Consider the following 22,529-nt stretch of genomic DNA (forward strand, 5'->3'; position numbering starts at 1 on the left):
GGATCAGCCGCCGGAGTGCATCACGTCGGCACCGGCCGGGACGGTGCAATCGTCGGGGTCGGCCAGCCAGCCTTCGGGCAGCGCCACCCGGGCCGGTGAGCCCTGCCGGCCCCGCGGGCCGCTCGCCGCGTCCGGGAACGGCACGGTGGGGTCCAATTGGCTTAGCAGCGAGTCGAGTTCGTTGAGGGTCTTGACCATCGCCAGGGCCCGGCGCAGCTCCGAGCCGGCCGGAAAGCCGTGCAGGTACCAACCGATGTGCTTGCGGATGTCGCGCATGCCCTTGTCCTCGCCGAAGTGCGCGGCCAGCAGCCGCCCGTGCCGGCGGACGATGTCGGCGACCTCGCCCAACGTGGGCGGGGTGGGGGCCGGGCTATCGGTGAACGCGGCCGAGAGCTCGGCGAAGAGCCAGGGCCGGCCCAGGCAACCGCGGCCGATCACGACGCCGTCGCACCCGGTGGTGGCCATCATGGTCAGTGCGTCGCTGGCGTCGTAGATGTCGCCGTTGCCCAGCACCGGAATCGTCCGCACGTGCTGCTTGAGCAGGGCGATCTGCTCCCAGTCGGCGGTGCCGGAGTAGCGCTGCGCCGCGGTGCGGGCATGCAGCGCGACGGCAGCGGCGCCCTCGGCCTCGGCGATGCGGCCGGCGTCGAGGTGCGTGCGATGCTCGTCGTCGATGCCGACGCGGAACTTGACCGTCACCGGGATCCGGGTGCCTTCCGTGGCGCGCACCGCCGCCGCGACGATCTGCCCGAACAGCCGGCGCTTGTAGGGTAGCGCCGCGCCGCCGCCGCGCTTGGTGACCTTGGGCACCGGACAGCCGAAATTCATGTCGATGTGGTCGGCCAGGCCCTCGTCCGCGATCATTTTGGCGGCCGTGTACGTGGTCGCCGGGTCCACCGTGTAGAGCTGCAACGAGCGGGGCGACTCGTCGGGCGCGAAGGCCGTCATGTGCATGGTGGCCGGGTGCCGCTCGACGAGCGCGCGCGCCGTCACCATCTCGCAGACGTACAGCCCGCTGACGGTGCCGACCTTCGCCTGTTCCAGTTCCCGGCACAGCGTCCGGAACGCGACGTTGGTCACACCCGCCATCGGGGCCAGCACCACCGGGCTGGGGAGCGCGATGGGACCGATCCGCACCGCTTGGTTACCGCCGGCTCATGGTCAGCGTGCCCGCGGTCCGGTGCAGCTCGAACGCGGTCGTCCTCTTGCCGGTGCGGGCTTCCCGCTCGAGCTGGCGCTGCTTGGAGATCTCGAACTTCTCGCAGGTTTGCTCGAGTTCCTTGATCAGCAGCGCAAGGTCGTCGCGCATGGCGGCCGCCTCACCGGTGAAGTCCTCGCGCTCGAAGATGCGCCATTTCTTCAGCACCGGCATGACCACGTCGTCGAGGTGAATGCGCGGGTCGTACACGCCACCCACGGCGATGGCGACGGCCTTCCGGCGGAACTCAGGTACCTGATAGCCCGGCATCTGGAAATTTCGCAGCACCTTGTGCAGCGACTTCATCGCCTGGTTGGGCGCCGCGCTGAACCCGGCGTCGCTGACGTCGCGGTAGAAGATCATGTGCAGGTTCTCGTCGGCCGAGATCTTCGCCAGCAACTGATCGGCGATGGTCTCATTGCAGGCCTTGCCCGTGTTGCGGTGGGAAATCCGGGTCGCCAGCTCCTGGAACGTCACGTAGATGACCGAGTCGAAGAGGCTCTCGGCGAACAGGTCGGCGCGAATCTGCTGGTTCTGCCCCGGGCTGAAGCCGCGGTTCACCACCTCGATGCGGAGCTTCTCCAGCTCGACGGGGTCGACGGCGCGGGTCACCACCAGGTAGTCGCGCAGCGCGATCCCGTGCCGGTTCTCCTCGGCCGTCCAGCGATTGACCCACTGGCCCCACGGCCCGTCCAAGCCGAAGTTCATCGCGATCTCGCGGTGGTATGACGGCAGGTTGTCCTCGGTCATCAGGTTCTGCACCATCGCCACCTGGGCGAGGTCGGAGAGTTTGCTCTGCTCCGGATCCCAGTCCTGGCCGCCGAGCGCGTAGAAGTTCTTACCGTCCGACCACGGGATGTAGTCGTGCGGGTTCCAGTCCTTGTGCATGCTCTCGTGGCGGTTCAGGTATTGCTCGACGAACGGCTCGAGCTCGTGCAGCAGCTGTAGGTGTGTCAGCTCGGCTGACATGGGGCCTCCAGTTATCTGTGTCGGCGGGTAGCAGTCAATATATCTGTGTACTTCAGTAGCATCAAGCTGCCTGGCCGCGCGTCGCGTCACGGTTGAATTCCACTTTTCGAAACGCCCGATCGGCCCCGCAGGCCTTCAGGATTGCCGCCGGGCTGCGGCAGATAAACACCTGGTCGCGCGCTACCCGAGCTCGGGTGCCGGCACGTAGGGGGCCGCCGTGATGTACAGCATGTTGACGCAGTAGTCGATGAACTGTTGGCGCGTCGCGCCCAGCCGCCCGTTCAGGTACGCGGTGAACAGGCTCGACAGGCCGCCGATCAGGCTGGTGGCGATCATCTTCTCCAGCACGGGGTCGCCGATCCGGGACAGCTTGCGCTGCAGCAGTTCGATGAAATTGGGCATCCACTCCGCGCCCGAGCGGGTCAATATCGGTTCGGACGCCGGCGCCAGCAACAGCACCCGCCCGCGGACCGGGTCGTCGACCATCAGCTCGACGAACTTTTCGACGGCTTCGCGCGGGGTATTCGCCGACGTGAGCGCGCTCATCGCGCGCGTGCACACGTCGTCGTACACCGCGCGCACGAATTCGTCACGGTCCGAGAAGCTTTCGTAGAAATAGCGTTCGGTCAGCGCGGCCTTGCGGCACACCGCGCGCACGGTTAGCGCCGGCCGAGCGTCGCTGCCGAGCAACTGCACGCCGGCGTCGATGAGGTTGTCGCGACGAAGGGCGAGGCGATCCCCCAAGGGGACGCCGGTCCAGCGGCCCCGGCGTTGACCGGACTGCACATCGCTCCTAAGCTCGAAACTGACAACGCATGTAGTCAGTTTGCCGACACCTGTAGGAATTCACTAGTGACTCAACATACGTCCGCACCGGTGCCACCGACCAGCGGTCAAGGCGCGCCCGAAGCGTCCGGTGCCGTAGCCGAAGGCTGCCCGGTGTCGGCGATGGGCTACGAGGCACCGCCGACGCCGCTGGGCCCCGACTCGCTGACCTGGAAGTACTTCGGCGACTGGCGCGGGATGTTGCAAGGCCCGTTCGCGGGCTCCATGCAGAACATGCACCCGCAGTTGGGCGCCGCGGTGGAGCAACACTCGACGTTCTTCCGCGAACCGTTGCCGCGGGTGATGCGGTCGCTGTACCCGATCGGTGGCGTGGTCTTCGACGGCGACCGGGCTCCTATTACGGGGGCGGAGGTCCGCGACTACCACACCGACATCAAGGGCGTGGATGACCAGGGGCGCCGGTATCACGCACTCAATCCCGACGTCTTCTATTGGGCGCACTCGACGTTCTTCATGGGCACAATCCTGGTGGCCGAACGGTTCGGGGGAGGTCTGACCGAGGCCGACAAGCGCCAGCTCTTCGACGAACACGTTCAGTGGTATCGGATGTACGGCATGAGCATGCGGCCGGTGCCCCAGAGCTGGGAAGAGTTCCAGGCCTACTGGGATCACATGTGCCGCAACGTATTAGAGGACAATTATGCGACGCGGGCCGTGCTGGATCTGACCCTGTATGACAAGCTGCCGATCGCTCCCTGGCTCCCGGATTGGTTGTGGGGCGGCCTGACCAGGCTGTCGCGGCCGTTCTTCGTCTGGCTCACCGTCGGCCTGTATCACCCGGCCGTGCGCGAACGGCTGGGCTTCCAGTGGTCCGACCGCGACGAGTGGTTGCACCGCCGCTTCGGCAACCTGGTGCGGCTGATCTTCGCGTTTGTGCCGCCCAGGTACCGCAAGCACCCGAGGGCCCGCGCCGGCCTCGACCGCGCGGCCGGGCGCATCCTGGCCGACGCGCCCCTGCCCCAGACGCCGGCGCGCAACCTGCCGCCCGTGGAACATCGTGGCGACCCGAAGCATTACTGCCCCGTGGTCTCCTGAGCCGCCCCGCCCACGCTATGGGTGGGAGTGACCGTGAACGTCTTCCAGGCCGGCCTGGTGCACGTGCTGATGAGTGTGCTCGGTCCCGTCGCCGTGGGTGTGTGAGTGCTCGTGCTGCACGTGTTCGTGCTCATGCGTGGTGTGCGCGTGCGCGTGCATGAAGTCGCCATGGTCGTGTTGGTGTTCGTGGGGCGTGTCATGGGTGTGTTGCTCGGTCACCGCTGAGTCTCCTCGGGTCAACTGTGCTGTGCTGCTTCGGTATTCACTTGGCGTCGCTGCGCCGCCGGTTGGCCGGGCGGGCCGATTCGCTGACGGCCTTGAGGCCGGCATCCCCGCGGTGATGGCCCGGCACGCCCGGTCCGGCGTGTTCGGCGTTGAAGACGGCGTCGATGACGAGCTGGCGGACGTGATCGTTCTCCAGGCTGTAGAAGATCGTGGTTCCCTCGCGGCGGGTGCTGACCAGGCGCGCCATTCGCAGCTTCGCCAGGTGCTGGGAGACCGACGGCGCGGGCTTGCCGACGTGCTCGGCCAGCTCGTTGACCGACATTTCCCGGTCGGTCAGCGACCACAGCACCTGCACGCGGGTGGCGTCGGCCAGCATCCGGAAGACCTCGACCACCAGGCTGGCCTGGTCGTCCGGCAACCGACCTGCGCTACTATCTGCATGCATACGCAAATAGTAGTCAAGATGGCCGATGCTCGCCAGCGGTGATCTTCCTCAGGTTGGGACGACCGTCGACCGGCGCTGACCGCCGTTGCGTTCGTTCCAGAACCGGTACACCTCCACCGCGCCATCCTGCGGCCGGTAGCGCATGGGCAGCCGCCGCTGGTCCCAGCTCTTGGCGAATTCGTCGTAGAAGGTGGACACCTCGAAGTACTTGCGGTCGTCGAGGTAGTACTGCTCGTAGTCCTCGCGCGTGATCAGGAAGATGACTTCCTTGGGTGAGCAGTAGTACAGCGAGCCCAGGCACATCGGGCAGGGATGCGCCATCACGTAGATCGTGGCGTCGACGAGGTGCTCGGTGCCGAGCTTCGTGCACGCCTCGCGGATGGCCAGGATTTCCGCGTGCGCGGTCGGGTCGTTCGTCTGGGCCACCTTGTTGGCGCTCTCGGCCAGGACCTGGCCGTCCTTGACGATCACCGTCGCGAATGGGCGACCACCCTCGGCGACGTTTTGGCGAGCCAGGTCGATCGTCCGCTGCGCAAAGTCGGTCACACGTCGCAGGGTAGTCGCGCCGGGGCTGGGAATCGGGCCGGCGATACTGATAGATTGCCTATTTAATTTGGTCGGGATGAGGGAGCACCATGGCGCGCACCGATCGTGATCGTTGGGATCTGGCGACGAGCGTGGGGGCGACGGCGACGATGGTCGCGGCGCAACGGGCCCTGTCCTCCGACGCCAAATTGATCGACGACCCGTACGCGGCGCCGCTGGTGCGCGCCGTCGGCATCGATGTCTATGTCCGGATGGTCAACGGCGAAATCCCGGTCGGCGGGGATGCCGAGTTCAATCCGCACCGGATGGCGCGCAGCATGGCTTGCCGCACAAGGTTTTACGACGACTTCTTCCTGGAGGCGACGCGGGGCGGCATCGGCCAGGCGGTGATCTTGGCATCGGGCCTCGACGCGCGCGCCTACCGCCTGCCGTGGCCGGCCGGCACCGTGGTCTACGAGGTCGACATGCCGGAGGTGATCGAGTTCAAGACCTCGACCCTCGAGGAACTCGGCGCCGAACCCACGGCCGAGCGGCGCACCGTTGCTATCGACCTGCGCGACGACTGGGCCGCGGCGCTGCGCGGCGCGGGATTAGATGCGCAGGCCCCGTCGGCGTGGAGCGCCGAGGGCCTGTTGGTGTATCTGCCGGAGGAGGCCCAGGACGCGCTGTTCGACAACATCACCGCCCTGAGCGCCCCCGGCAGCCGCCTGGCCTTCGACTTCGTGCCCGACACCGCGATTTTCGCCGACCCGCGCTGGCGCACGCACTACGAACGGATGAGCGAACTCGGCTTCTCGGTCGATTTCAACGACCTCGTGTACCACGGCGAGCGCAGCCACATCGTCGACCACCTGAGCCAGCGCGGCTGGGAGACGTCGTCGCGGACCGTCGCGGAACTGCACGCGGCCAACGGCTTTGTCTACGCCGACGACGACGTCGCCCAGGCCTTCGCCGATGTGACCTACAGCAGCGCGGTGCTCGGGCGCTGAGCGCGGATCTGCCGAGCCTGACCACGTTGGTGCCCCCACCAGGGCTCGAACCTGGGACCTGCGGATTAAAAGTCCGTAGCTCTACCAACTGAGCTATAGGGGCCGCGGAGATTCAGGATACTTGGGCCCCAAACGCGGCTCGTTTGAGGATTGGGCCTGCGGTGACCTAAGCTGACGTGGCTCCTAACGAAACCTCGTTGTGAGTACCCCGGAGTGATTCGGTTCTGGCCCCCATCGTCTAGTGGCCTAGGACGCCGCCCTTTCACGGCGGTAGCACGGGTTCGAATCCCGTTGGGGGTACGCGACGCGGTGACGCGGAGCAGTAGCAAGGCCCTGTGGCGCAGTTGGTTAGCGCGCCGCCCTGTCACGGCGGAGGTCGCGGGTTCGAGTCCCGTCAGGGTCGCCAACTCGGCGAGGCACTTCATGCCTTCCGGCCAGGTAGCTCAGTCGGTACGAGCGTCCGCCTGAAAAGCGGAAGGTCGGCGGTTCGATCCCGCCCCTGGCCACCAATCTTGAGCTGCACGGACGCGGTGACAGCACTCTATGGATGTTTCGGTGTGTCCGGTTCCTGTCCGTTCGCCTGGTCTTTGGCGACGTCATTGAGCCGGTCGAGATTCGTAGCGACGTGGTCGAGTTCGTCTGAGTAGAGGTCGCTGTAGATGTTGGCGGTGACGGTCGGGGTCGAGTGCCCCATGGTCTTCTGGACGTAGCGGAGGTCGGCCCCGGATTTGCGGGCGAGGCTGGCGTACGTGTGGCGGAGGTCGTGGATCGTCAGCGGCGCCAGGCCGGTTTTCTTGAGGGCTTTGTTCCAGTGGGTGTGTCTGCGCCAGTTGTTTGATCTCAGGAAGCCGCCATTTGGTGATGTGATCGCTTGCTCTTTAGTCGAGCGGTTTTCGATTCGTGGCTTCAGCGCGTCGATGACGATTCGGGGGAGTGGGACGGTTCGGACGGCTGCGCGAGTTTTCGGCGGCCCGACGATGATTCGGCCCTCTACGTCCGGGGCGGCTTGGCGGACGTAGAGGCGGCGTGCTTTGAGGTCGATGTCGCCGACGCGCAGGCCGACGAGTTCGGACCAGCGCAGACCGGTAAAGGCCAGGATTGTGACGATGTCGCCTTGGTCGCCGCAGGCGTGTGCCAGGGCGGCGACTTCCGTGGCGGAGAGGTAGCGGTGACGTTCCCGCGCCGGAATCCGACCGGATGACACACCCTGGGCCGGGTTGATGTGAATTCGGCCGTCCTCGCGAGCCATGTCGAGAATCGAGCGCAGCAGCCGGAGCGTGGCGAGTTTGGCCCACGGGCCCACGGTGAGGCCGCCGATGAACTGCTGCACGTCCTTCCGGCTGATCTCGTCAACCGGGACATGGCCGAAGCGCGGGCTGATACGTAGCTCCCAATGCTGCGCGTAGCCGCTCCACGTCTTGGGGGAAACGGCCGGCTGCTTCGATGCGCTGTATTGCGTCCAGATAGCGGAGAGGCTGGCGCGGCCAAGTCTGGGGTCGAATCGTCGGGCGCCGATCGCCGCCTCGCCGTCGCGATCGGCCTTGAACGCGCGCGCTTCCCGCATGGTGGCAAACGTCGATGACGTCTCGACCCATCCTGACGGGGAGTTTGGATCGCGCACCAGGTAGCGCACTTGGTAGCGCGCCTGGCCGGCTGAATTCGTCCGCTTTCGGATGCCGCGCGGTACTGATCCGGCCACTTAGCGGCGCACCTGCTTGAGCCACGCGCGGACTTCCGCTGCGTCCCAACGTCTTACGCGATCGGATAGCGTGTAGCACGGCGGCCCCACATCTGCGCCGTGTACGCGTAGCGCGCCCCATCGGCTCACGGTGGCAGTGGACACGCCAAGCAGCTCCGCCACCTGTTCCGCTGTCAGCAGCTCTGGAAAGGTCGCTATTGCGGTGGTGGCGTTGATGCCAAGAATTGCCATGCCGCTGTCCTCAGTTCTCTGTGGGGCCAGTGGGTCTTTGGCAAGTGAGACCGTATTCTTGTGCAACAGAACGGATTAACGAATCTGGCCAGTAGTCGGCACGTACTCGCATCGTTGATCCGTCTTCGGCGATGACGTATCCGGTCCCAGGTTCACTCGGGTTGATGCGGTGCGCGGGTGCGGCATCAGCGAGGCCATCACCCAGAACCATCGCGACTTCGTCGCGTGAACGCAGCCGCAATGCAACGGTCTGGGTGAACAACCCGCGCATGGGCAGAATCTCCTTGCGAGGGTCCTGCATGAAGGCGGCGACCACGATGCCTACGGCCCTGCCCTTCGTCAGAATGCGTGAGAGCGAGCCCGCAACTTGCTTCCTCAGGGCGGCGTCCGTCATGTACGCGGTCAAGCCCGCCAATTCATCTATAAGCAGCACGACTAGCGGTTCGGCGGCGCTCGGTGTGTGCGAACGTGCTCGGCCAGCCATCCTGCGGCCACGGCTATCCAGCAGCTCCTCCAACTTGTTTAGCAAGCTCGCGGCCTCGACCTCGGTTGTCGCAATCTTGCTGAATAGGGCGGAGCCGACTGACACTTCGATCCCGTACTTGAGGTCGACGGCGAACAGCCGGACGGTTCCTGACTTGACGGCTGGGCCCAGTCCGCCTGCGATGCCCCAGAAAATGGAGCCTTTGCCCGCCCCTGAGCACCCAACAGTGAGGGTGTGGAGGCCAGCGACGCGGAGAATCCAAGCCGAGCCGTTCTCGCGTCGGCCAATCTTAACGGCAGTTGCCTCGGTGCAGGTTGGCCGTCTAGCAGTTTCGATGGCCGACAGCTGTTGTCGCATAACCAATTCCATGCGAACCGTCCCGGGTGCAACCACCGTGGAACGGGCGGAATGTGCCCCGACAGCGTCGCGGATTGCGGGGACCGCGGTTTCGAGGTCATCGACTGTCTGGCCCGTTCGTGTGCGGACGGTCATGTGCAGACAGTGATCGGAGATGCTCACTCCGAGAAGGCGAGGGTGGGTCCAAACCGTCTTCGTCGTGGTCTTGCCCTGCGAGTCCGTACCTGCCACGCGCTCGGAAGTCGACAGCCCGCAGGCCTTGGCAACTCGTGGCCAGGAAATCAACGCCCATAGCAGCCATCGGGCCCGCCGCGCAGGGGTTGCGACATAGCGCCTAAATGTGGCGGGCGAACGCAGTCTCCAAACGACGAGCGAAAGGGTGACCACCCCGGTCACCGCGGTGAGCCACGTGGCGCCGACCGTCAGCACGTGCGTGAGGTCAAAGAGGTCCGTCCCGGCGTCGGGATCTGGAATCGAATACGGATCGCTAGGTACTACGGGGTCGTACTGACTCATGCTGACGCCCGGTCTGCCGCTGAGGACCCCGCCTTGCCGGTGTCCGCGGTCATGCCCGAGGCCCGAAACGACCACGCAATGCGGCCGGATTCGCTCGAACGGTCTACGTACGGCAACACGCACAGCCCCTCGAAAATCACTGGTGTGAAAGGCATTCCGGCAGTGTTCGGTGGGCACACAGGCTGCTTTGGCGTTGCGAACTTGACGGTCAGGGTGCGTGCCCGCTTGCTCGCGGCCGGATCGCCGTCGAGGACTTCCACCTGCCACAACGGCAGGCCTGATTCTCGATCAGTCGCCTGAACCTTGTTGTCTTTCGTTGACCGCTCGTAATCGATCACCGGCGTCACGTCGGACACCACGAACGCTTTGTGTGGGAAGACCTGCTGGTGAGACAGCGTGAGCCACTTCGGCACAGACATTTTGTCGACCTTTCGTAGAACTGCTCTAGACAAGTTGAGGTTACATAGTCGTCTAGAGGAGTGCAACGGCCGACACGTGATTCGTGTGAGACTTTGCGCTCAGCGGGCCGGGAACTCGTATTCGAGCAGGTAGGCGGAGGCCACCTTCACGGTGTCGCAGACCTCCACCGCCACGTCATTGGTGTCGTAAGCGGTTCGCAGCACCGTCAGCACCGGAACTCCCGAGTCGAGCTCCAGCTGCCGCCGTTCTTCAGGAGTGGGCATCCGAGCGGCGACTTCTTCAGTGAAGCGAGCAAGCACATGACCGTGCTCTTCTAAGCGCGCGTAGATACCACCGGGTCCGGTATCCACCTGCTCGATCCTCGTGCCTTCGGCAAATGCCGCCGGAATGTACGAGACGGCCGTCTCAACGGGTCGTCCATTCGCCAGGTAACGCCTCGATCGCACGACGATGTCATCGTCGGCTGATATTCGAAGTTGTTCCGCTATAAACGAATTCGGCTTCTCGCGGCTGACGGCGATATTGTCGACTTGCGGCGAGTAGCCAGATTTCTCTGCCTCGACGGAAAAAGCCGCCTTTCCTTCGGCGCGATGCTGTCGTGCGAATCTATCCGACGCCAGCCTGCGGATTGGTGGCGTCGGCCGGACGAACACTCCGCGGCCGTGTTGCGAGATGACGAGTCCGTCGGAACGAAGCTCCTGCATGGCCTGTCTTACGGTCATGCGGGCCACACCGAAATGCTCGATCAGTTCCGCCTCGGACGGCAGTCGTTCCCCAGGCGGGAACCGACTGGAACTGATCGCCTCCCGCAACATGCTCGCGATCTGCCGATACGGTGGTTTGTCATCGGTGCGATCGATTTGTCCAAGTTGCAGCACCCGGCAGCCTTCCATTACATGTCTAGACGACTAGTCTAGGAAGCCAGTCAACCGGTGTCACGTCTGCCGGCGTCGAACAATGGAGACCAACGATGGGAACTACGCCAAAGCACTCGGTCAGTGTCGCCGGGGTCGTTGTACGGGATGACGGTCGGGTTCTCGTCATCCGGCGAGAGGACAACGGCCGCTGGGAGGCTCCCGGCGGAGTACTCGAACTGCACGAGTCCTTCGAGGACGGCGTTCGACGCGAAGTGCTCGAAGAAACTGGATTGAAGGTCACAGTGCAACGTCTCACCGGGGTCTACAAGAACCTTACTCAGGGCATTGTCGCGCTGGTTTACCGGTGCGGTCCTGCCGCCGGCGACACGCACCCGACTGCCGAAGCTCGGGAAGTCCGTTGGATGACGAAAGAACAAGTTGAGGGTGAGATGAGCCCTGCCTTCGCAGTGCGGGTTCTAGATGCATTCGATGAAGATCCGCACTCCCGCGCCCATGATGGAGTAAATGTCGTTTCAGGTTAAAGGTTATGACGGACCAGATTGCCGGGCAGTTGGCCAACCGTACGGCCCGGACTTCCAAAGCGGTCTGCACTCAGTCGAATCCAGCCAACGTAACCCTCAAGGCCCGTTCCAACTCAACGTGGAGCGGTGGTCTCGTTTTAGTGTCTTCACTCAGCCGGCGTCGAAGTATGAATTGTGCGGTGGCCAAGGCCGTGTGGACAAGCAGCGAGGGACGAATGTCCAACCCTGCATCGACGCCCATCCGTGCAGCGACGAGTTCGATGAACTTGCGGCCATCGTTATCGCTGATCAGTGCCGATTTGCTCAGTAGGTGGGGGGCGGTCAGTATGGCTTGTTGCCAGTAGTGCGGCTTCGGATTGGTTTTGTCCCACGCGGTTTCGGCGAACAACGCGATCAGCGCGTCGGCTGCTGATTGGTCCGATGGCTGAGTGCCATAGGCGGCAACGATTTCAGCGACCGTTTGCCGCAAGGGGGCGATCAGCAGATCTTCCTTCGTAGGCGCGTAGCGGAAGTACGTGCTGATGGATATCCCGGAAGCGGCAGCGATGTCCTCGGTGGTCACCGCAGCAAATCCACGTTCGGCAAAAAGTTGATGTGCGGTTCCCTGGATCTGCGAGAGCAACTCGGCGCGGCGTCGGTCCCTTAACGAGCCAGTGTTTGCGGAGGGCATGACATCGCCTTCGTCAATCCGACATTCCAGGCTTCCTTCTGCGCTATGGTACGAACAGTAGCGTAGCGAAACCAACAGTACTAGGGGTTGTTTTGCTGGTGTCGCGATGTCGGGGACCGAGGCAGGCGACGCGGATTGCACGGGAATGGCGGTCGCCTCACGAATATTCGCGAGTAGCCGCGGCCACAGGTGCCCGCCAATCGGGCTCAGGTTTCACACCGGCTCGGCATGGCGCAAATTCGGCGCTGGCTATATCGGTCGCCAAACAGTGCGCTCGTGCCTGCCGTTCTCGGTGCTGTCCGGGTTGTCGACATTCCGCTGAGAAGTGGCGCTCCGCAAGCCTCAGGTTGCTAGGTCCATCCCCCAGTAGAGGTCTGTGTCTTGTTGGCTGAGGTAGAGGCCGCGATGTCTCGTCCAGGGGCACACACCGCGAGCAGCGCAGCAGTCCTCGACGCCACCCGGGCGGTCGCAACGTTGGGCGGCTTCAAGGCGGTCCACTTCAAATCGGTCGCCAAGCAAGCCGGCGTCACGGTCGGGTCGGTGTATGACCATTTCACGTCGAAGACCCACCTGCTGGTGACGCTGCTCGCCCGCGAGTTCGTGCGCCTGGATGAAGAACGCGACTGGAGCACGTGTGCGGCGTCCCCGATTCGGCGAGTGGAATCCTTGACTCGGCGGCTTCACGACGAATGGCAGCAAAATGTGAAGCTCACCGAGGCCGTGGTTCGCGCATTCGTTACTGCTGGCACCGATGAAGCTCTGGCGGCCCAACATGCCGCCGATCTGATCGAAAGCATGCTGGCGCGGGCACTGAGTGGCGGTACGGAAGGAATCCACGAGCGACAGATCGCAGGGCTCATCGCTGATATCTGGCTGGCCAACTTGATGGCCTTCGTCGGCGGCCGGGCAACAGCGGAGCAGACACGCGAGTGCATCGACGGAGCTATGCGACTTGTTCTTGATGTGGGCGGGCGCCAACGATCTCTAGCAATACCGACAGTATCGCTGCGATACTAGAAGTCTTATAAGTGTGGCTCCGCTGACGTGTCGAAGGGAGCGGCTATGCCTGCACAATGGATCGAGCAGTGCACTGTTCAGCGAGTCTCACTGCAAGGTGGCCTGGTACTCGACCTCGACGATTACAGCGAGCTCGTAATCTCCCGTCCGATGCGGCTGACGCTTCCTGCAGTAGGAGCCTGGCCCGAGGAAGAGGTGTTGATCGACCCCGCCCACCTTTCGCCGGAAGAGCGGACGTTGTTGGACCTTGCCGGAGCGGTATGCACGCGGGCCTGGTTCGACGATGACGGGTCGCTCCATCTCGGGTTCTCCCGCGGACACCGCATCGATGTCCTCCCAGATGCAGCAGCGACCGCGTGGGAACTCTATGGCAAAGGCCATGGCTACATGGCGTGTCTGCCTCGGGGCCGAGTCCGAGCGGTTCGGCACGACCTTTCTGCCGAAGACGACGACTTAGATACTACGTAAATCACTACATGCGGGGCGTAGGGAACAATCTGGAGCGCTTAGTCGTAATGGCAGCCGGATTCGTCGAATTCAACGAGATCAATAGCAGGGCGGGCCGTGTCCATTGATTGGATCTTCATGTCATCCCCATTGTGCGGTCGAGGAAGTCGGTGACCGCGGCGGTGAACGCGTCGTTGTTGTCGCCGGCAACCATGTGACCGGTCCCGGTGACGTCCGTCGTTTCGGCGTGTGGGACGAGCTGGAGGAATTCGTTGACGGTGTCCTGGGAGACGACGTCTGACAGTGCGCCGCGTACTAGCAGCGTTGGGGCCGTGATTCGACGTGCTGCGTCGGCGAGAAATCCACTGATGGCGTCGAACTCCTCGCTGCCGGTCATGAGATTGCCTTGCAGGACATCGAAGTTGGAGCTGATGAAGGCGGGGTCCCAGCGCCAGATCCATCGCCCGTCGCTCCGTTGGCGCAGAACCTTGTGCAGGCCGTCGAGATTTTCGGGTCGCGCGCGGCGTGGGTTGTATTCGGCGATGACATCGGCGGCGTCATCGAGCGTGCCGAATCCGTCGGGGTGTGCGGCCATGAATGACACGATGCGATGGGCCCCATCAAATTCCATTCGTGGGGTGATGTCGACCAGGACAACGGCTGCCCAGAGGTCGGGTGGGGCCAGCAGGTGGGTAGCGAGGATGATCAGCCCGCCCAGCGACGCGCCGACGACGGCGGGGGGACTGTCGGGGCTGACGTGGTCTCGTACCGAGATCAGATCGGATACGAACCGTTCGACGTCGTATTGTCCGCTGGGGTCCCAGTCGCTGTCGCCGTGACCTCGTGTGTCGTAGGCGACGACGGTGTAGCCGTGGGAATGGAGTCGGCGAGCGGTGGTGGCCCATGCGTGACGGTTCTGACCGCCGCCGTGGAGCAGCAACACGACGGGGCGAGTCGCGGCGTGGCGGTAGCAATCGGCCACGAGGGTGATCCCGTCGCTGGTGCGGATGCGCCCCTGGCTAATCGTCATGTGGTCCGATGTGGTCAGCCGTTGTGAGTCAGGGGTTTCCGTTGCGGCCACCAGCTCGCTTCGCGCAGCAGGGTGGCGATCGCGGGAACGGTGAGGGTGCGAACGACGAAGGTATCCAGTAGTAGGCCGCAGCCGATGATGAATCCGGCTTGGATCATGATCGCGATGGAGCCGGCGATCAGGCCGAACATGCTGGCGGCGAAGATGAGCCCGGCCGAAGTGATGACTGAGCCGGTGTTTGCGACGGTTCGCAGGACGCCGACGCGAATGTTGTGGGCAGATTCTTCGCGTAGTCGCGAGATGAGCAGCATGTTGTAGTCGGCGCCGACGGCGACCAGGATGATGAACGCCAGAAGCGGTACGGGCCAGGCGATTTCCTTGCCAAGGCCATATTGAAAGACGAGGGTTCCCAGTCCGAGCGCGGCGCCGTAGTTGAGCACGACGGTACCCAACAGGTAGAGCGGGGCGACCAGGGCGCGCAGCAATACGACCAAGATGAGGCCGACGATGACGAGGGTCGCAAAGGCCAGCTGATGAAAGTCGGCGGAAAGCAGGCGTTGGATGTCGGAGTTGACGGCGGGGAATCCGGCCATCGACACCGTGGCGTTGGCCAGCGAGGTGTTGGGTCGTGCGGCATCGGCGACCTCGGTGATTTTGTGGGCGAGGTTCATCGCGTCGCTGCTGTAGGGGTCGTAACTGGATTCGATGGCGAAACGTGCGGTTTTTCCGTCGGGTGACAGGAAATGCTTTGCAACGTCGGCGAATTGGCGGTTCTCGAAGGCATTGGTGGGCAGGTAGAAGCCGCTGGCGTTGTCGGAGCCGGCGGTGGTTCGTGCGGAATTCTGCAGTTGGGTGGCGATTTGGCTCATGCCTGACAGCATTTCGATGTTGCTGTCGGCGAGTGTATGCACGCCGGTGGCGAGCGCCTGTGCGCCGGAGGCGAGTTGGCTGATGCCGCTTTGGAGGCGGCGGATGTTGCCGGCCAGGTCGGCGGGGTCGCCGAGCGCTCCGAAAGTCTTGTCCAGCGACGTGATTGTGTTTTGGACGTCGGCCACGGTGCCGGCCGCGGTGTCGCTGCCGGGCTGGTACAGGTCGCCGAGGTTGGCGAGCTGGTTGAAGAAGCCGGTATGGCGCAGGGTCACCAGGATCTGGACCTGGTCGCGGAGTTGGGTGCATTCCGGTGTGGTCGCACACCACGGGGAGGTGTTGAGCGCACCGACGAGCGGGTCGATGGCGGCGATCGCGTTTTGGGCCTGGTCGGCTTGCTGGCGCAGTCCCGGACCGGTTCGGATGGCTTGGTCGACGGCCGGGGCGGTAGCCGAAAGCTGCTGTAGCAGCGGACGGAACCGCTGGACTTGGGATCCACTGGATTGGGCTTGGGTGAGGAGTCCGGTCAACGGGGTCAACGCGGTGCGCAAGGTGGTGTCCAGTTGCGCGAGACCGCCGGCGAGTTGGTCGGCGCCGTGGGTGAGTTTGGCCAGGTCATCCTTGTGTGCGTCGCCCTTGGCGACCGCGCCGGCCATCTTGTCGCCAATCTCGCCGTTTTGCCACGACAGTTGAGCCTGGTCCAGACGCGCGCCCGTCGGCCGGGTGACACCGGAGACCTTGGTGACGCCGGGCAGTTGCGAGACCCGAGAGGCCATTTCATCCAGGTCGGCCAGGGCCTTGCTGGTGCGCATATCGGTGGGCGATTCGACGACCATGAATTCGGTGACGATGGCGTCCTTGCGAAAGTGCCTGTCCAGCAGTCGATATCCCTCATTGCTGGCCGTGGTCGCCGGCTGTCCTCGGCGATCGTCGTAGCTGATGTGCATAGTCAGCGCGACGGCTGCCAGGCCTAGCACCAGCGCCAGACTGGCGACCAATAGCGGCACGGGTCGACGGACCACCGCCACGGCGATCCAGTTCCAGTAGCGGCGAGTGCGATCTGCCTTGGGTTCACCGATGCCGCGTTTGGCCGCCAGCGCCAACACCGGGGGAAATAACGTCACCGTGGCCGCGAATCCGACAAAGACGGCGATAGCGCACGCCGGACCCAACGCGGCGAACACGCTCAACTTCGCGAACACCATGGCCAGAAACGCAAACGCCACGGTGGCGGCCGAAGCCAAAATCACGCGCCCGATGGTGGCGGTCGCGTTGATCACCGACAGATCCGGCGGAACGTTTTGGCGTCGCTGCTCGTGATATCGGCTGATCAAAAACACCGAATAATCGGTGCCGGCACCCAGCAGGATCACCGTCATGAAGGCGATGGTGAACTGCGATACCGGCATGCCCGATTCGCCCAACGCCGATAGCACTCCGCGCCCCACTGCCAGGCTTACACCGATGACCAGCAGTGGCAGCAAGGCGGTAAACACCGACCGATACACGACCAGCAAGATCATTGCGATCAGGCCTGCCGTCGCGATCGAGATGACAACCAAATCCTCTTCGGCCGAGGCGATTTGATCGTGGAAGGTGGCTGGGGGCCCGGTGACGCGAACATTGGTGGGTGAGCCGCTGAATGCTTGGGCGGCGATCGTGCGGACCGCCTGGACCGATTCGGCAGCTTTGACATCGCCCAACGTTCCGGCCACTCCCACCGGTACATACCAGGCTTTGCCGTCTTGGCTGACTGCCTGGCTTGCGGTGACGGGGTCGGCCAACAAGTCTTGAACCAGGCGTACGTGCTCCGAGTCGGCACGCAATCGCGAAATCATGGTGTTGTAGCGCTGGCGCACCGGCGCAGTCAGGCCCGCCGGATCCTCCATCGCGACAAATATCGTTGTCTTGGATCCCTGCTCGCCGAAGGCCGCGCCCATGCGGTCTACCGTCTGCAGCGATGGCGCATCGCGCGGTATGAGATTCACCGACTGCTGTCTAACAACGGTTTCCAGCTGCGGGAACAGCACCGCCAGGGCGGCGGCGGTCACCACCCACATGCCGATGATCAGCACCTTATGCCGGATGCTGAAACCCGCCAGGCGGGCCAGCCGATCGCTGTATGCGCCCTCACCGGCCGCCACTTTTTGCAGTCGCTCCCGAACGGGGCGACTCAAGGTCGCCACACCCGAAGAAACCCACCCGTAATCCGCCATCCCCCGCCCCGCTACCTCAAAAGAAACCAACGGTATCGCAACAGTACTACTAGTACCCTTCCGCCTGCCCGGCAAAACTGCCACCGGTGACCGAATCACTCCGATCGCCGCCGCGCAACCAGCAGCTTCGGGCGGTGGCCAACGCGCCGTCGACTGTCCAGCATGTCCGGTATAGCGATACGTGATCCCTTTGCGCACAGTTGATTTGGCAATAACGATGCACTCCGCACTGTGATAGTTTCATCAACGGCGCAGGCGAAATCCCAGCCGGGATATCAACCTGATTGGCTCCTCGCGCACGTGGTCATACATTTCCCGGTTCATCAACTCGTCGTCCAAGTAAGAGCACGAGCGAGGGGGGTAGTGACGGGGACGAACGCGGCCTTGGTCGTCGACCGGCGGCCGTGGGTGTAGGCGCCGGGTGATAGCGCGGCGGGCCAGCCTGAAATCGCGAACCCCGAGCGCCCACACATGCGTCTTGGTTAGCGCAAGCGCGACATTCATCGCCGACCAGCCCCGCCCGAGTGCACGATTCCCCCTCGCGCCCGCCGGCAGAGTTCGTTCGTCCGCCACACGAATCGGCCTGTGGTAGCCACGCCCTGGGGCTGCTCAACCCGGGATTGTCCGACCCACTGCCCGATCATGCTCCCTCCTTCCCCGCACAGACCCCTACAAGAAAGGGTACTAGTAGTAGCGCTACGCTACTATAGGTAGCATTAGTTGCCTAGAGTCCAGATCAATCGACCGATGCAGGGGCGATTCGGTGCGGGCTGGGTACGCGTGAGGTTTACGGTGACTACGTGGAGCGTGACACCCTGGAATTCCCGGTCGACGACGATGACGACGTTGACCCGCGCCGGCTGCGCTCACGAACCCGGCTCTTGGATGCGGCCACCAAACTCCTGAGCGCCGGCGGCATCGAAGCCGTCACCATCGATGCCGTCACCAAGGCCTCCAAAGTCGCGCGGACGACCCTGTACCGCCACTTCAGCAGCTCCACCCAACTGCTGGCCGCCACATTTGAGCGGCTCCTGCCGCAAGTCCACCCGCCACCGGCGACGGGATCTATGCGCGACCAACTCATCGAACTGTTGAGCCGACAGGCCACGCTGTTCCAGGAAGCCCCGCTGCATGTCACCACCCTGGCTTGGGTCGCGCTTGGCCCAACACCCGACGGCACCCAGGAAACCCAGGACCGACACGCGCTGCGCGCGCGGATCATCGACCAATATCGACAACCGTTCGTTGCCCTGTTGCAAAGCCCCGAAGCTCGCGCCGACCTGGATGACTTCGACATGGAGCTGATCCTGTGTCAACTCATCGGGCCTGTGGCGTTCGCCCGCCTCACCGGGCTGCGTGCCATCGATCGTCAAGACTGCGAGCGCATCGTCGATGACTTCCTCGTCGCGCACCGCCGCCAGGCAGATAAACCCGCACAGCGGGCCGTCAGCCGTAAACCAGTTTCGCGCCGCAGCGGCTCCGACTAGCCTGCAGCGCGGCTAATTCGCCGACCACGAGATCGGCAACGACAGATAACCTCGGATGGGGCCCGACCGCAGGCGTTGCGCGCGCTCTAGGTCGACCTCCCAGTTGGGCACCCGGGCCAGCAGGGCACGCAACGCAATCCGGGCCTCCATCCGCGCTAACGACGCGCCGAGGCAGAAGTGAATGCCCCTGCCGAATGCCACTTGGTGTTCGGGTTTGCGCCCGATATCAAATACGTCGGGATCGGCGAACACGCGTTCGTCACGATTAGCCGAGCCGAACAACAACAGCACCGATTCACCGGCGGACATCCTGACGCCATGCACTGTGACGTCGCGGGTCAACGTTCGCGAAAGTCCTTGCGCCGGTGAGTCATACCGCAGCAACTCCTCAACGGCTGCCCCGAGCAAGCTCTCATCGCCAGCCAGCTGGCGGCGGGTGTCGCGATAGTCGGCCAGTACCACCGCGGCGTTGGCCAGCAGATTCGACGTCGTCTCATGACCCGCGATCAGCAGCAGCAGGCAAAAGCCAAGCAGTTCGTCGTCACTGAGGTGCTTTCCGTCGATCTCGGCACACACCAACGCTGACATCAAGTCGTCGCGCGGTTGGCGGCGGCGGTCGGCGAGGAAATCGGTGAAGTACCCATAGATCGCGGCCGCGGCTGCCAAAGCCTCGCCGGTCTCGCCGTGGGTGGGATTGGATTGCACCAGCGCGTTCGACCATTGCCGAAATTGTGTGCGGTCCTCGCGCGGCACACCGAGCAAATCAGCGATCACCATCGCTGGTAGTACAGCTGCGAAGTCGGCGACGAAATCGGCCGAACCTGCTTCCTGTATTAGGCCGCCCGTCAAGTGATCAGCGAGGTCCTCGATCGCGGACGTCAGCGCCGCGATTCGGCGTGGTGTGAAGGCTTTGCTCACCAATGCCCGCAGCTGATCGTGTCGCGGGGGATCCATCAAAATCATCATCGGCAGCAGCGATTCGCGAAAAGTCGAGCCCGGCGGAGTCGGAAATACTCCGTCGACCGACGAGTAGCTGTGATGGTCCAGCAGCGCGCTGATGACATCTGCGTGGCGACTCAGTACCCACGTGTTGGTATCGGTGGCGTGGTAGACGGGTGCGTCGTCGCGTAGCTGCCGGTAGACGGGGTAGGGGTCATCCTGAATTTCCGGGTCAAAGGGGTCGTAGCGAAGTTGTACGGTCGACATGAGCGTCTCCTGCCACATTGCAGAACACCGGTTTAGACTGAGAGTTTAAACCGAGGGGAGGACTTTATGCGTAAGATTCCCGCTCAGATTTCCGAACGGTTGCCGGCTGCGGCCGAACTCTTTGCCGAGCGCGGACTCAACGACACAAAGATCGAAGACGTGGCCGCGACCACGGGCATCGCCAAGGCCACGCTCTACTACTACTTCGCCGGTAAAGAAGAAATACTCGCCTTCCTGCTCGAAGACGTCCTACAACACGTCGCGGACGAGGTCACCGCGATCGTCGAGGCAGACGGCACCGCCGCCCAACGCCTGCACACCGTCATCAATGCTCAACTGCGCGTGATGGCCCAGCGGCCCGCGGTCTGTCGCGCCCTCATCGGGGAACTGGGCCGCGCCGCCCGCATGCCCGCCATCGCGGACATGATCACCACTGCCTACTTCGAACCCGTCGAGACCTTGCTTCGGGCGGGTGCCGCCGACGGCTCACTCGTGGCACTCGACAAACCCAGAGCTGCCGCCATCGCCCTATTCGGTGCGGTCACGATCAGCGCACTGACCTACCTCATCACCGACGATGCGCTCAACGAAGAGCTAATCGCGCGAACAATCCACGACGTCGCGTTTATCGGCTTACGGCCACGCTAGCTGCCCCTGGGGGACCAATCTGGGACCGGCAAGCCCGGCACGACATCTCGCAGGAATACCGCGGGTTCGGAATACGTCCACCCGACCAACACGAGCAACGGCGGCAGGATTTCACAGCGCACTGGCTGCTGTGTAGCGGACGAGGGACTGTGTGGCTATGGCTGACCTGCGCCTGCTGTCCCTCATGAAGGACGGGATACGCACGTCATTGGCAATCTACGCCGGTCAGATATGCCCTACCCGAGACTGCCTAGCGGACGCAGGGCGATTCGGCAATTACAACCGCCAATGTGCCTGCAGCAGAACACACTTCACACGTTCAATGATGCCACACTAAGAGTGGCTGAGCAGAGCCAGCGCAACACCCAATGCCTAGCGCTACTAACTCGTTTTCCCATCTTTGTGGCGGATCCGCCATTTCTACGTCACGAAGTTTGGAAATCCGCCACGTAAAACTGGAACCTACAGTGGTCGTGGCGCCAGCGGGTGAGCTGGTCGTGGAATGCTACCGCCTTCTCTCCTCCAGATACTCTCAGCAACTCGTCATGGGCAAGCTTGCGCTTCTTGTCGCTGAACGCCATGCGCCCATAGGTGATGACCGCAGACTCCCACAGAGCGCGCCGTGTGAAGGCGTTGGCGGCGGTCTCCGGTAGGTTTTGACGTTCATGCAGGACCATATCGGCGCGGAGAAGGTCCAGCCACAGAGATCCCCACTTTCGGAGTCGATTCGCTTCGCTGGTGGGCAGCTCCACCTGAACGTCCGTCATGCCACGATCACACCATCACAGGGCCGACTTCTGGCCTTCGCCGCGACAGTTGGCTATGGCCGGTTCCGAATGATGGTTTCGACGGTGCTCGTTGCATCGATGTGTTGGGCAAGCTCCGCCGATATGTATCGGGCGTGACCGCGGATTCGGCGGATTATCTCGCGCCCCGAACGAGCGGTCGCCGGCTCATGATGAGCAACCCGATTGCGGGCCTTCAAAAGGTCACTCAAACCATTGTGCAGTTGCACGCGGTGGGTTCCGCTGGGGTAAGCGTGTGCTAGATGCGGCAGCCAGACGAGAGGTTCGTGCCGACGTGACGTTAGGAAGACCCAGAAACCGAACGTTAGCTCGGCAATCACCTTGCCGGCCGGCGCCGCGTTCCCGCCAGCATTGTCACGCGCAGTGGCGATGTCGCGATGCGTTCGTGCGTTCCCGGCCACACTTCGGGGGAACAGGTGATCGGCCGAAGTGCTGTCGAGCCAGTGGATGTCGCCACCTGCGACCGCCCCCTTTAGAGCGGTGTCATACATGTTTCGGAGTCCGACCTCCAGGTGGGCGAAGTCGTGCAGCAGGGCAGCGTTCAGGCTGGTGCTCCATTCGTACAACGCCAAGGCACGAGACCTGTCGTGGCCCGCCATTCTCAAGTAGGTTGCGAACCGGTCGGAACTAAACCAGCTCTCGACCCAAGGCCCGTACGGCACCGCCATGCAGGCAGTCAACCACGGCGTTGCTGGTCGACACGGCGGCCGTGTAGAATCCTCTACATAAAGGCCAGAGTTGCATCCCCAGGGATGTTCTGGTTGAGAATTCAGAAG

Annotated in this window: 24 protein-coding genes and 4 tRNA genes; 10 read left to right on the forward strand and 18 right to left on the reverse strand. The window is 63.6% G+C overall.

The features are described from left to right. Window positions 1-3 precede the first annotated feature (3 nt). The 3 genes from dusB to WU80_RS10435 all read right to left on the reverse strand — a co-directional run bounded on the left by dusB (window position 4) and on the right by WU80_RS10435 (window position 2,953). A complete protein-coding gene (gene dusB, locus WU80_RS10425) occupies window positions 4-1,137 on the reverse strand; it encodes a tRNA dihydrouridine synthase DusB (RefSeq protein WP_055403496.1) in 1,134 nt (377 codons plus the stop codon). Between the two features lie 7 nt (window positions 1,138-1,144). Next, the gene (locus WU80_RS10430; RefSeq protein ID WP_055403495.1) at window positions 1,145-2,167 is read right to left on the reverse strand and encodes an acyl-ACP desaturase; all 1,023 of its coding nucleotides are present in this window, start codon (window positions 2,165-2,167) and stop codon (window positions 1,145-1,147) included. Window positions 2,168-2,347: 180 nt separating this feature from the next. Next, a complete protein-coding gene (locus WU80_RS10435) occupies window positions 2,348-2,953 on the reverse strand; it encodes a TetR/AcrR family transcriptional regulator (RefSeq protein ID WP_055403494.1) in 606 nt (201 codons plus the stop codon). Between the two features lie 66 nt (window positions 2,954-3,019). Between WU80_RS10435 and WU80_RS10440 the strand changes: the two genes are divergently transcribed. Continuing rightward, window positions 3,020-4,048 carry an oxygenase MpaB family protein gene (locus tag WU80_RS10440; RefSeq protein ID WP_055403493.1) on the forward strand — a complete coding sequence of 343 codons (1,029 nt, stop codon included), beginning with the start codon at window positions 3,020-3,022 and terminating at the stop codon, window positions 4,046-4,048. A gap of 15 nt (window positions 4,049-4,063) precedes the next feature. On the opposite strand, the gene WU80_RS25345 is transcribed toward WU80_RS10440, so the two are convergent. Genes WU80_RS25345 through WU80_RS10450 form a run of 3 tightly spaced genes read right to left on the reverse strand, consistent with a single transcriptional unit; the run spans window position 4,064 to window position 5,264 of the window. Beyond that, window positions 4,064-4,267, reverse strand: coding sequence for a zinc transporter Slc39a7 (locus WU80_RS25345; RefSeq protein WP_082459866.1), 204 nt, complete (start codon window positions 4,265-4,267; stop codon window positions 4,064-4,066). Window positions 4,268-4,310: 43 nt separating this feature from the next. Further along, the gene (locus WU80_RS10445) at window positions 4,311-4,718 is read right to left on the reverse strand and encodes a metalloregulator ArsR/SmtB family transcription factor (RefSeq protein ID WP_055403492.1); all 408 of its coding nucleotides are present in this window, start codon (window positions 4,716-4,718) and stop codon (window positions 4,311-4,313) included. A 48-nt stretch (window positions 4,719-4,766) separates the two neighbouring features. Continuing rightward, window positions 4,767-5,264 carry a nucleoside deaminase gene (locus tag WU80_RS10450; RefSeq protein ID WP_055403491.1) on the reverse strand — a complete coding sequence of 166 codons (498 nt, stop codon included), beginning with the start codon at window positions 5,262-5,264 and terminating at the stop codon, window positions 4,767-4,769. 89 nt (window positions 5,265-5,353) lie between these two features. On the opposite strand from WU80_RS10450, the gene WU80_RS10455 reads away from it, so the two are divergent. Beyond that, window positions 5,354-6,253: a class I SAM-dependent methyltransferase gene (locus tag WU80_RS10455; RefSeq protein WP_055403490.1), complete on the forward strand. Its 900-nt coding sequence runs from the start codon at window positions 5,354-5,356 to the stop codon at window positions 6,251-6,253. A gap of 27 nt (window positions 6,254-6,280) precedes the next feature. Here the strand turns inward: WU80_RS10455 and WU80_RS10460 are convergent. Beyond that, window positions 6,281-6,356 (reverse strand) — tRNA-Lys (locus tag WU80_RS10460). Between the two features lie 124 nt (window positions 6,357-6,480). On the opposite strand from WU80_RS10460, the gene WU80_RS10465 reads away from it, so the two are divergent. From WU80_RS10465 to WU80_RS10475, 3 genes are all read left to right on the forward strand, one after another. Next, a tRNA-Glu gene (locus tag WU80_RS10465) sits at window positions 6,481-6,553 on the forward strand. Between the two features lie 29 nt (window positions 6,554-6,582). Beyond that, window positions 6,583-6,659: transfer RNA gene (locus WU80_RS10470), tRNA-Asp, on the forward strand. Window positions 6,660-6,685: 26 nt separating this feature from the next. Beyond that, a tRNA-Phe gene (locus WU80_RS10475) sits at window positions 6,686-6,762 on the forward strand. Window positions 6,763-6,794: 32 nt separating this feature from the next. Here the strand turns inward: WU80_RS10475 and xerC are convergent. The 5 genes from xerC to WU80_RS10495 form a co-directional block, all read right to left on the reverse strand. Next, complete coding sequence (xerC, locus tag WU80_RS10480) at window positions 6,795-7,952, reverse strand: tyrosine recombinase XerC (protein WP_012396382.1); 1,158 nt, start codon at window positions 7,950-7,952, stop codon at window positions 6,795-6,797. Further along, window positions 7,953-8,183, reverse strand: coding sequence for an AlpA family transcriptional regulator (locus tag WU80_RS25350; RefSeq protein WP_012396381.1), 231 nt, complete (start codon window positions 8,181-8,183; stop codon window positions 7,953-7,955). Window positions 8,184-8,193: 10 nt separating this feature from the next. Continuing rightward, complete coding sequence (locus WU80_RS10485; protein ID WP_009954443.1) at window positions 8,194-9,540, reverse strand: cell division protein FtsK; 1,347 nt, start codon at window positions 9,538-9,540, stop codon at window positions 8,194-8,196. Continuing rightward, on the reverse strand, window positions 9,537-9,959 hold the full coding sequence (locus WU80_RS10490; protein ID WP_012396380.1) for a hypothetical protein: 423 nt from the start codon (window positions 9,957-9,959) through the stop codon (window positions 9,537-9,539). The genes WU80_RS10485 and WU80_RS10490 overlap by 4 nt, the downstream gene beginning before the upstream one ends. 99 nt (window positions 9,960-10,058) lie before the next feature. Continuing rightward, window positions 10,059-10,853, reverse strand: a complete 795-nt coding sequence (locus tag WU80_RS10495; RefSeq protein WP_012396379.1) for a GntR family transcriptional regulator — start codon at window positions 10,851-10,853, stop codon at window positions 10,059-10,061. 77 nt (window positions 10,854-10,930) lie between these two features. Here WU80_RS10495 and WU80_RS25355 point away from each other — a divergent pair, with 77 nt between their 5' ends. Then, window positions 10,931-11,359 (forward strand): NUDIX hydrolase, encoded by a 429-nt coding sequence (locus WU80_RS25355; protein ID WP_012396378.1) that lies wholly within the window; start codon window positions 10,931-10,933, stop codon window positions 11,357-11,359. 70 nt (window positions 11,360-11,429) lie between these two features. On the opposite strand, the gene WU80_RS10505 is transcribed toward WU80_RS25355, so the two are convergent. Beyond that, on the reverse strand, window positions 11,430-12,029 hold the full coding sequence (locus tag WU80_RS10505) for a TetR family transcriptional regulator (RefSeq protein ID WP_031349047.1): 600 nt from the start codon (window positions 12,027-12,029) through the stop codon (window positions 11,430-11,432). A gap of 381 nt (window positions 12,030-12,410) precedes the next feature. On the opposite strand from WU80_RS10505, the gene WU80_RS10510 reads away from it, so the two are divergent. Together WU80_RS10510 and WU80_RS26365 are read left to right on the forward strand one after the other, a co-directional pair. After that, window positions 12,411-13,046 carry a TetR family transcriptional regulator gene (locus tag WU80_RS10510; protein WP_023866545.1) on the forward strand — a complete coding sequence of 212 codons (636 nt, stop codon included), beginning with the start codon at window positions 12,411-12,413 and terminating at the stop codon, window positions 13,044-13,046. A 45-nt stretch (window positions 13,047-13,091) separates the two neighbouring features. Then, window positions 13,092-13,514, forward strand: coding sequence for a DUF6188 family protein (locus tag WU80_RS26365; protein WP_012396375.1), 423 nt, complete (start codon window positions 13,092-13,094; stop codon window positions 13,512-13,514). 115 nt (window positions 13,515-13,629) lie between these two features. On the opposite strand, the gene WU80_RS10520 is transcribed toward WU80_RS26365, so the two are convergent. Then, window positions 13,630-14,523 carry an alpha/beta fold hydrolase gene (locus WU80_RS10520; RefSeq protein ID WP_014941273.1) on the reverse strand — a complete coding sequence of 298 codons (894 nt, stop codon included), beginning with the start codon at window positions 14,521-14,523 and terminating at the stop codon, window positions 13,630-13,632. Window positions 14,524-14,537: 14 nt separating this feature from the next. Further along, window positions 14,538-17,606, reverse strand: a complete 3,069-nt coding sequence (locus WU80_RS10525) for an RND family transporter (protein ID WP_012396373.1) — start codon at window positions 17,604-17,606, stop codon at window positions 14,538-14,540. 800 nt (window positions 17,607-18,406) lie between these two features. Here WU80_RS10525 and WU80_RS10530 point away from each other — a divergent pair. After that, window positions 18,407-19,093, forward strand: a complete 687-nt coding sequence (locus tag WU80_RS10530) for a TetR/AcrR family transcriptional regulator (protein WP_012396371.1) — start codon at window positions 18,407-18,409, stop codon at window positions 19,091-19,093. Between the two features lie 12 nt (window positions 19,094-19,105). Here the strand turns inward: WU80_RS10530 and WU80_RS10535 are convergent, their stop codons facing one another. Then, the gene (locus WU80_RS10535; RefSeq protein WP_031349045.1) at window positions 19,106-20,299 is read right to left on the reverse strand and encodes a cytochrome P450; all 1,194 of its coding nucleotides are present in this window, start codon (window positions 20,297-20,299) and stop codon (window positions 19,106-19,108) included. Between the two features lie 66 nt (window positions 20,300-20,365). Here WU80_RS10535 and WU80_RS10540 point away from each other — a divergent pair, with 66 nt between their 5' ends. After that, window positions 20,366-20,947: a TetR/AcrR family transcriptional regulator gene (locus tag WU80_RS10540; protein ID WP_012396369.1), complete on the forward strand. Its 582-nt coding sequence runs from the start codon at window positions 20,366-20,368 to the stop codon at window positions 20,945-20,947. 425 nt (window positions 20,948-21,372) lie between these two features. Here WU80_RS10540 and WU80_RS10545 read toward each other — a convergent pair whose 3' ends face one another. After that, window positions 21,373-21,714, reverse strand: coding sequence for a hypothetical protein (locus WU80_RS10545; protein ID WP_012396368.1), 342 nt, complete (start codon window positions 21,712-21,714; stop codon window positions 21,373-21,375). 53 nt (window positions 21,715-21,767) lie between these two features. Further along, window positions 21,768-22,421, reverse strand: coding sequence for a CAAX amino protease (locus WU80_RS10550; protein ID WP_012396367.1), 654 nt, complete (start codon window positions 22,419-22,421; stop codon window positions 21,768-21,770). Window positions 22,422-22,529 lie beyond the last annotated feature (108 nt).

The sequence above is a fragment of the Mycobacterium sp. UM_11 genome, from assembly GCF_001414075.1.
Taxonomy (GTDB): Bacteria; Actinomycetota; Actinomycetes; order Mycobacteriales; family Mycobacteriaceae; genus Mycobacterium.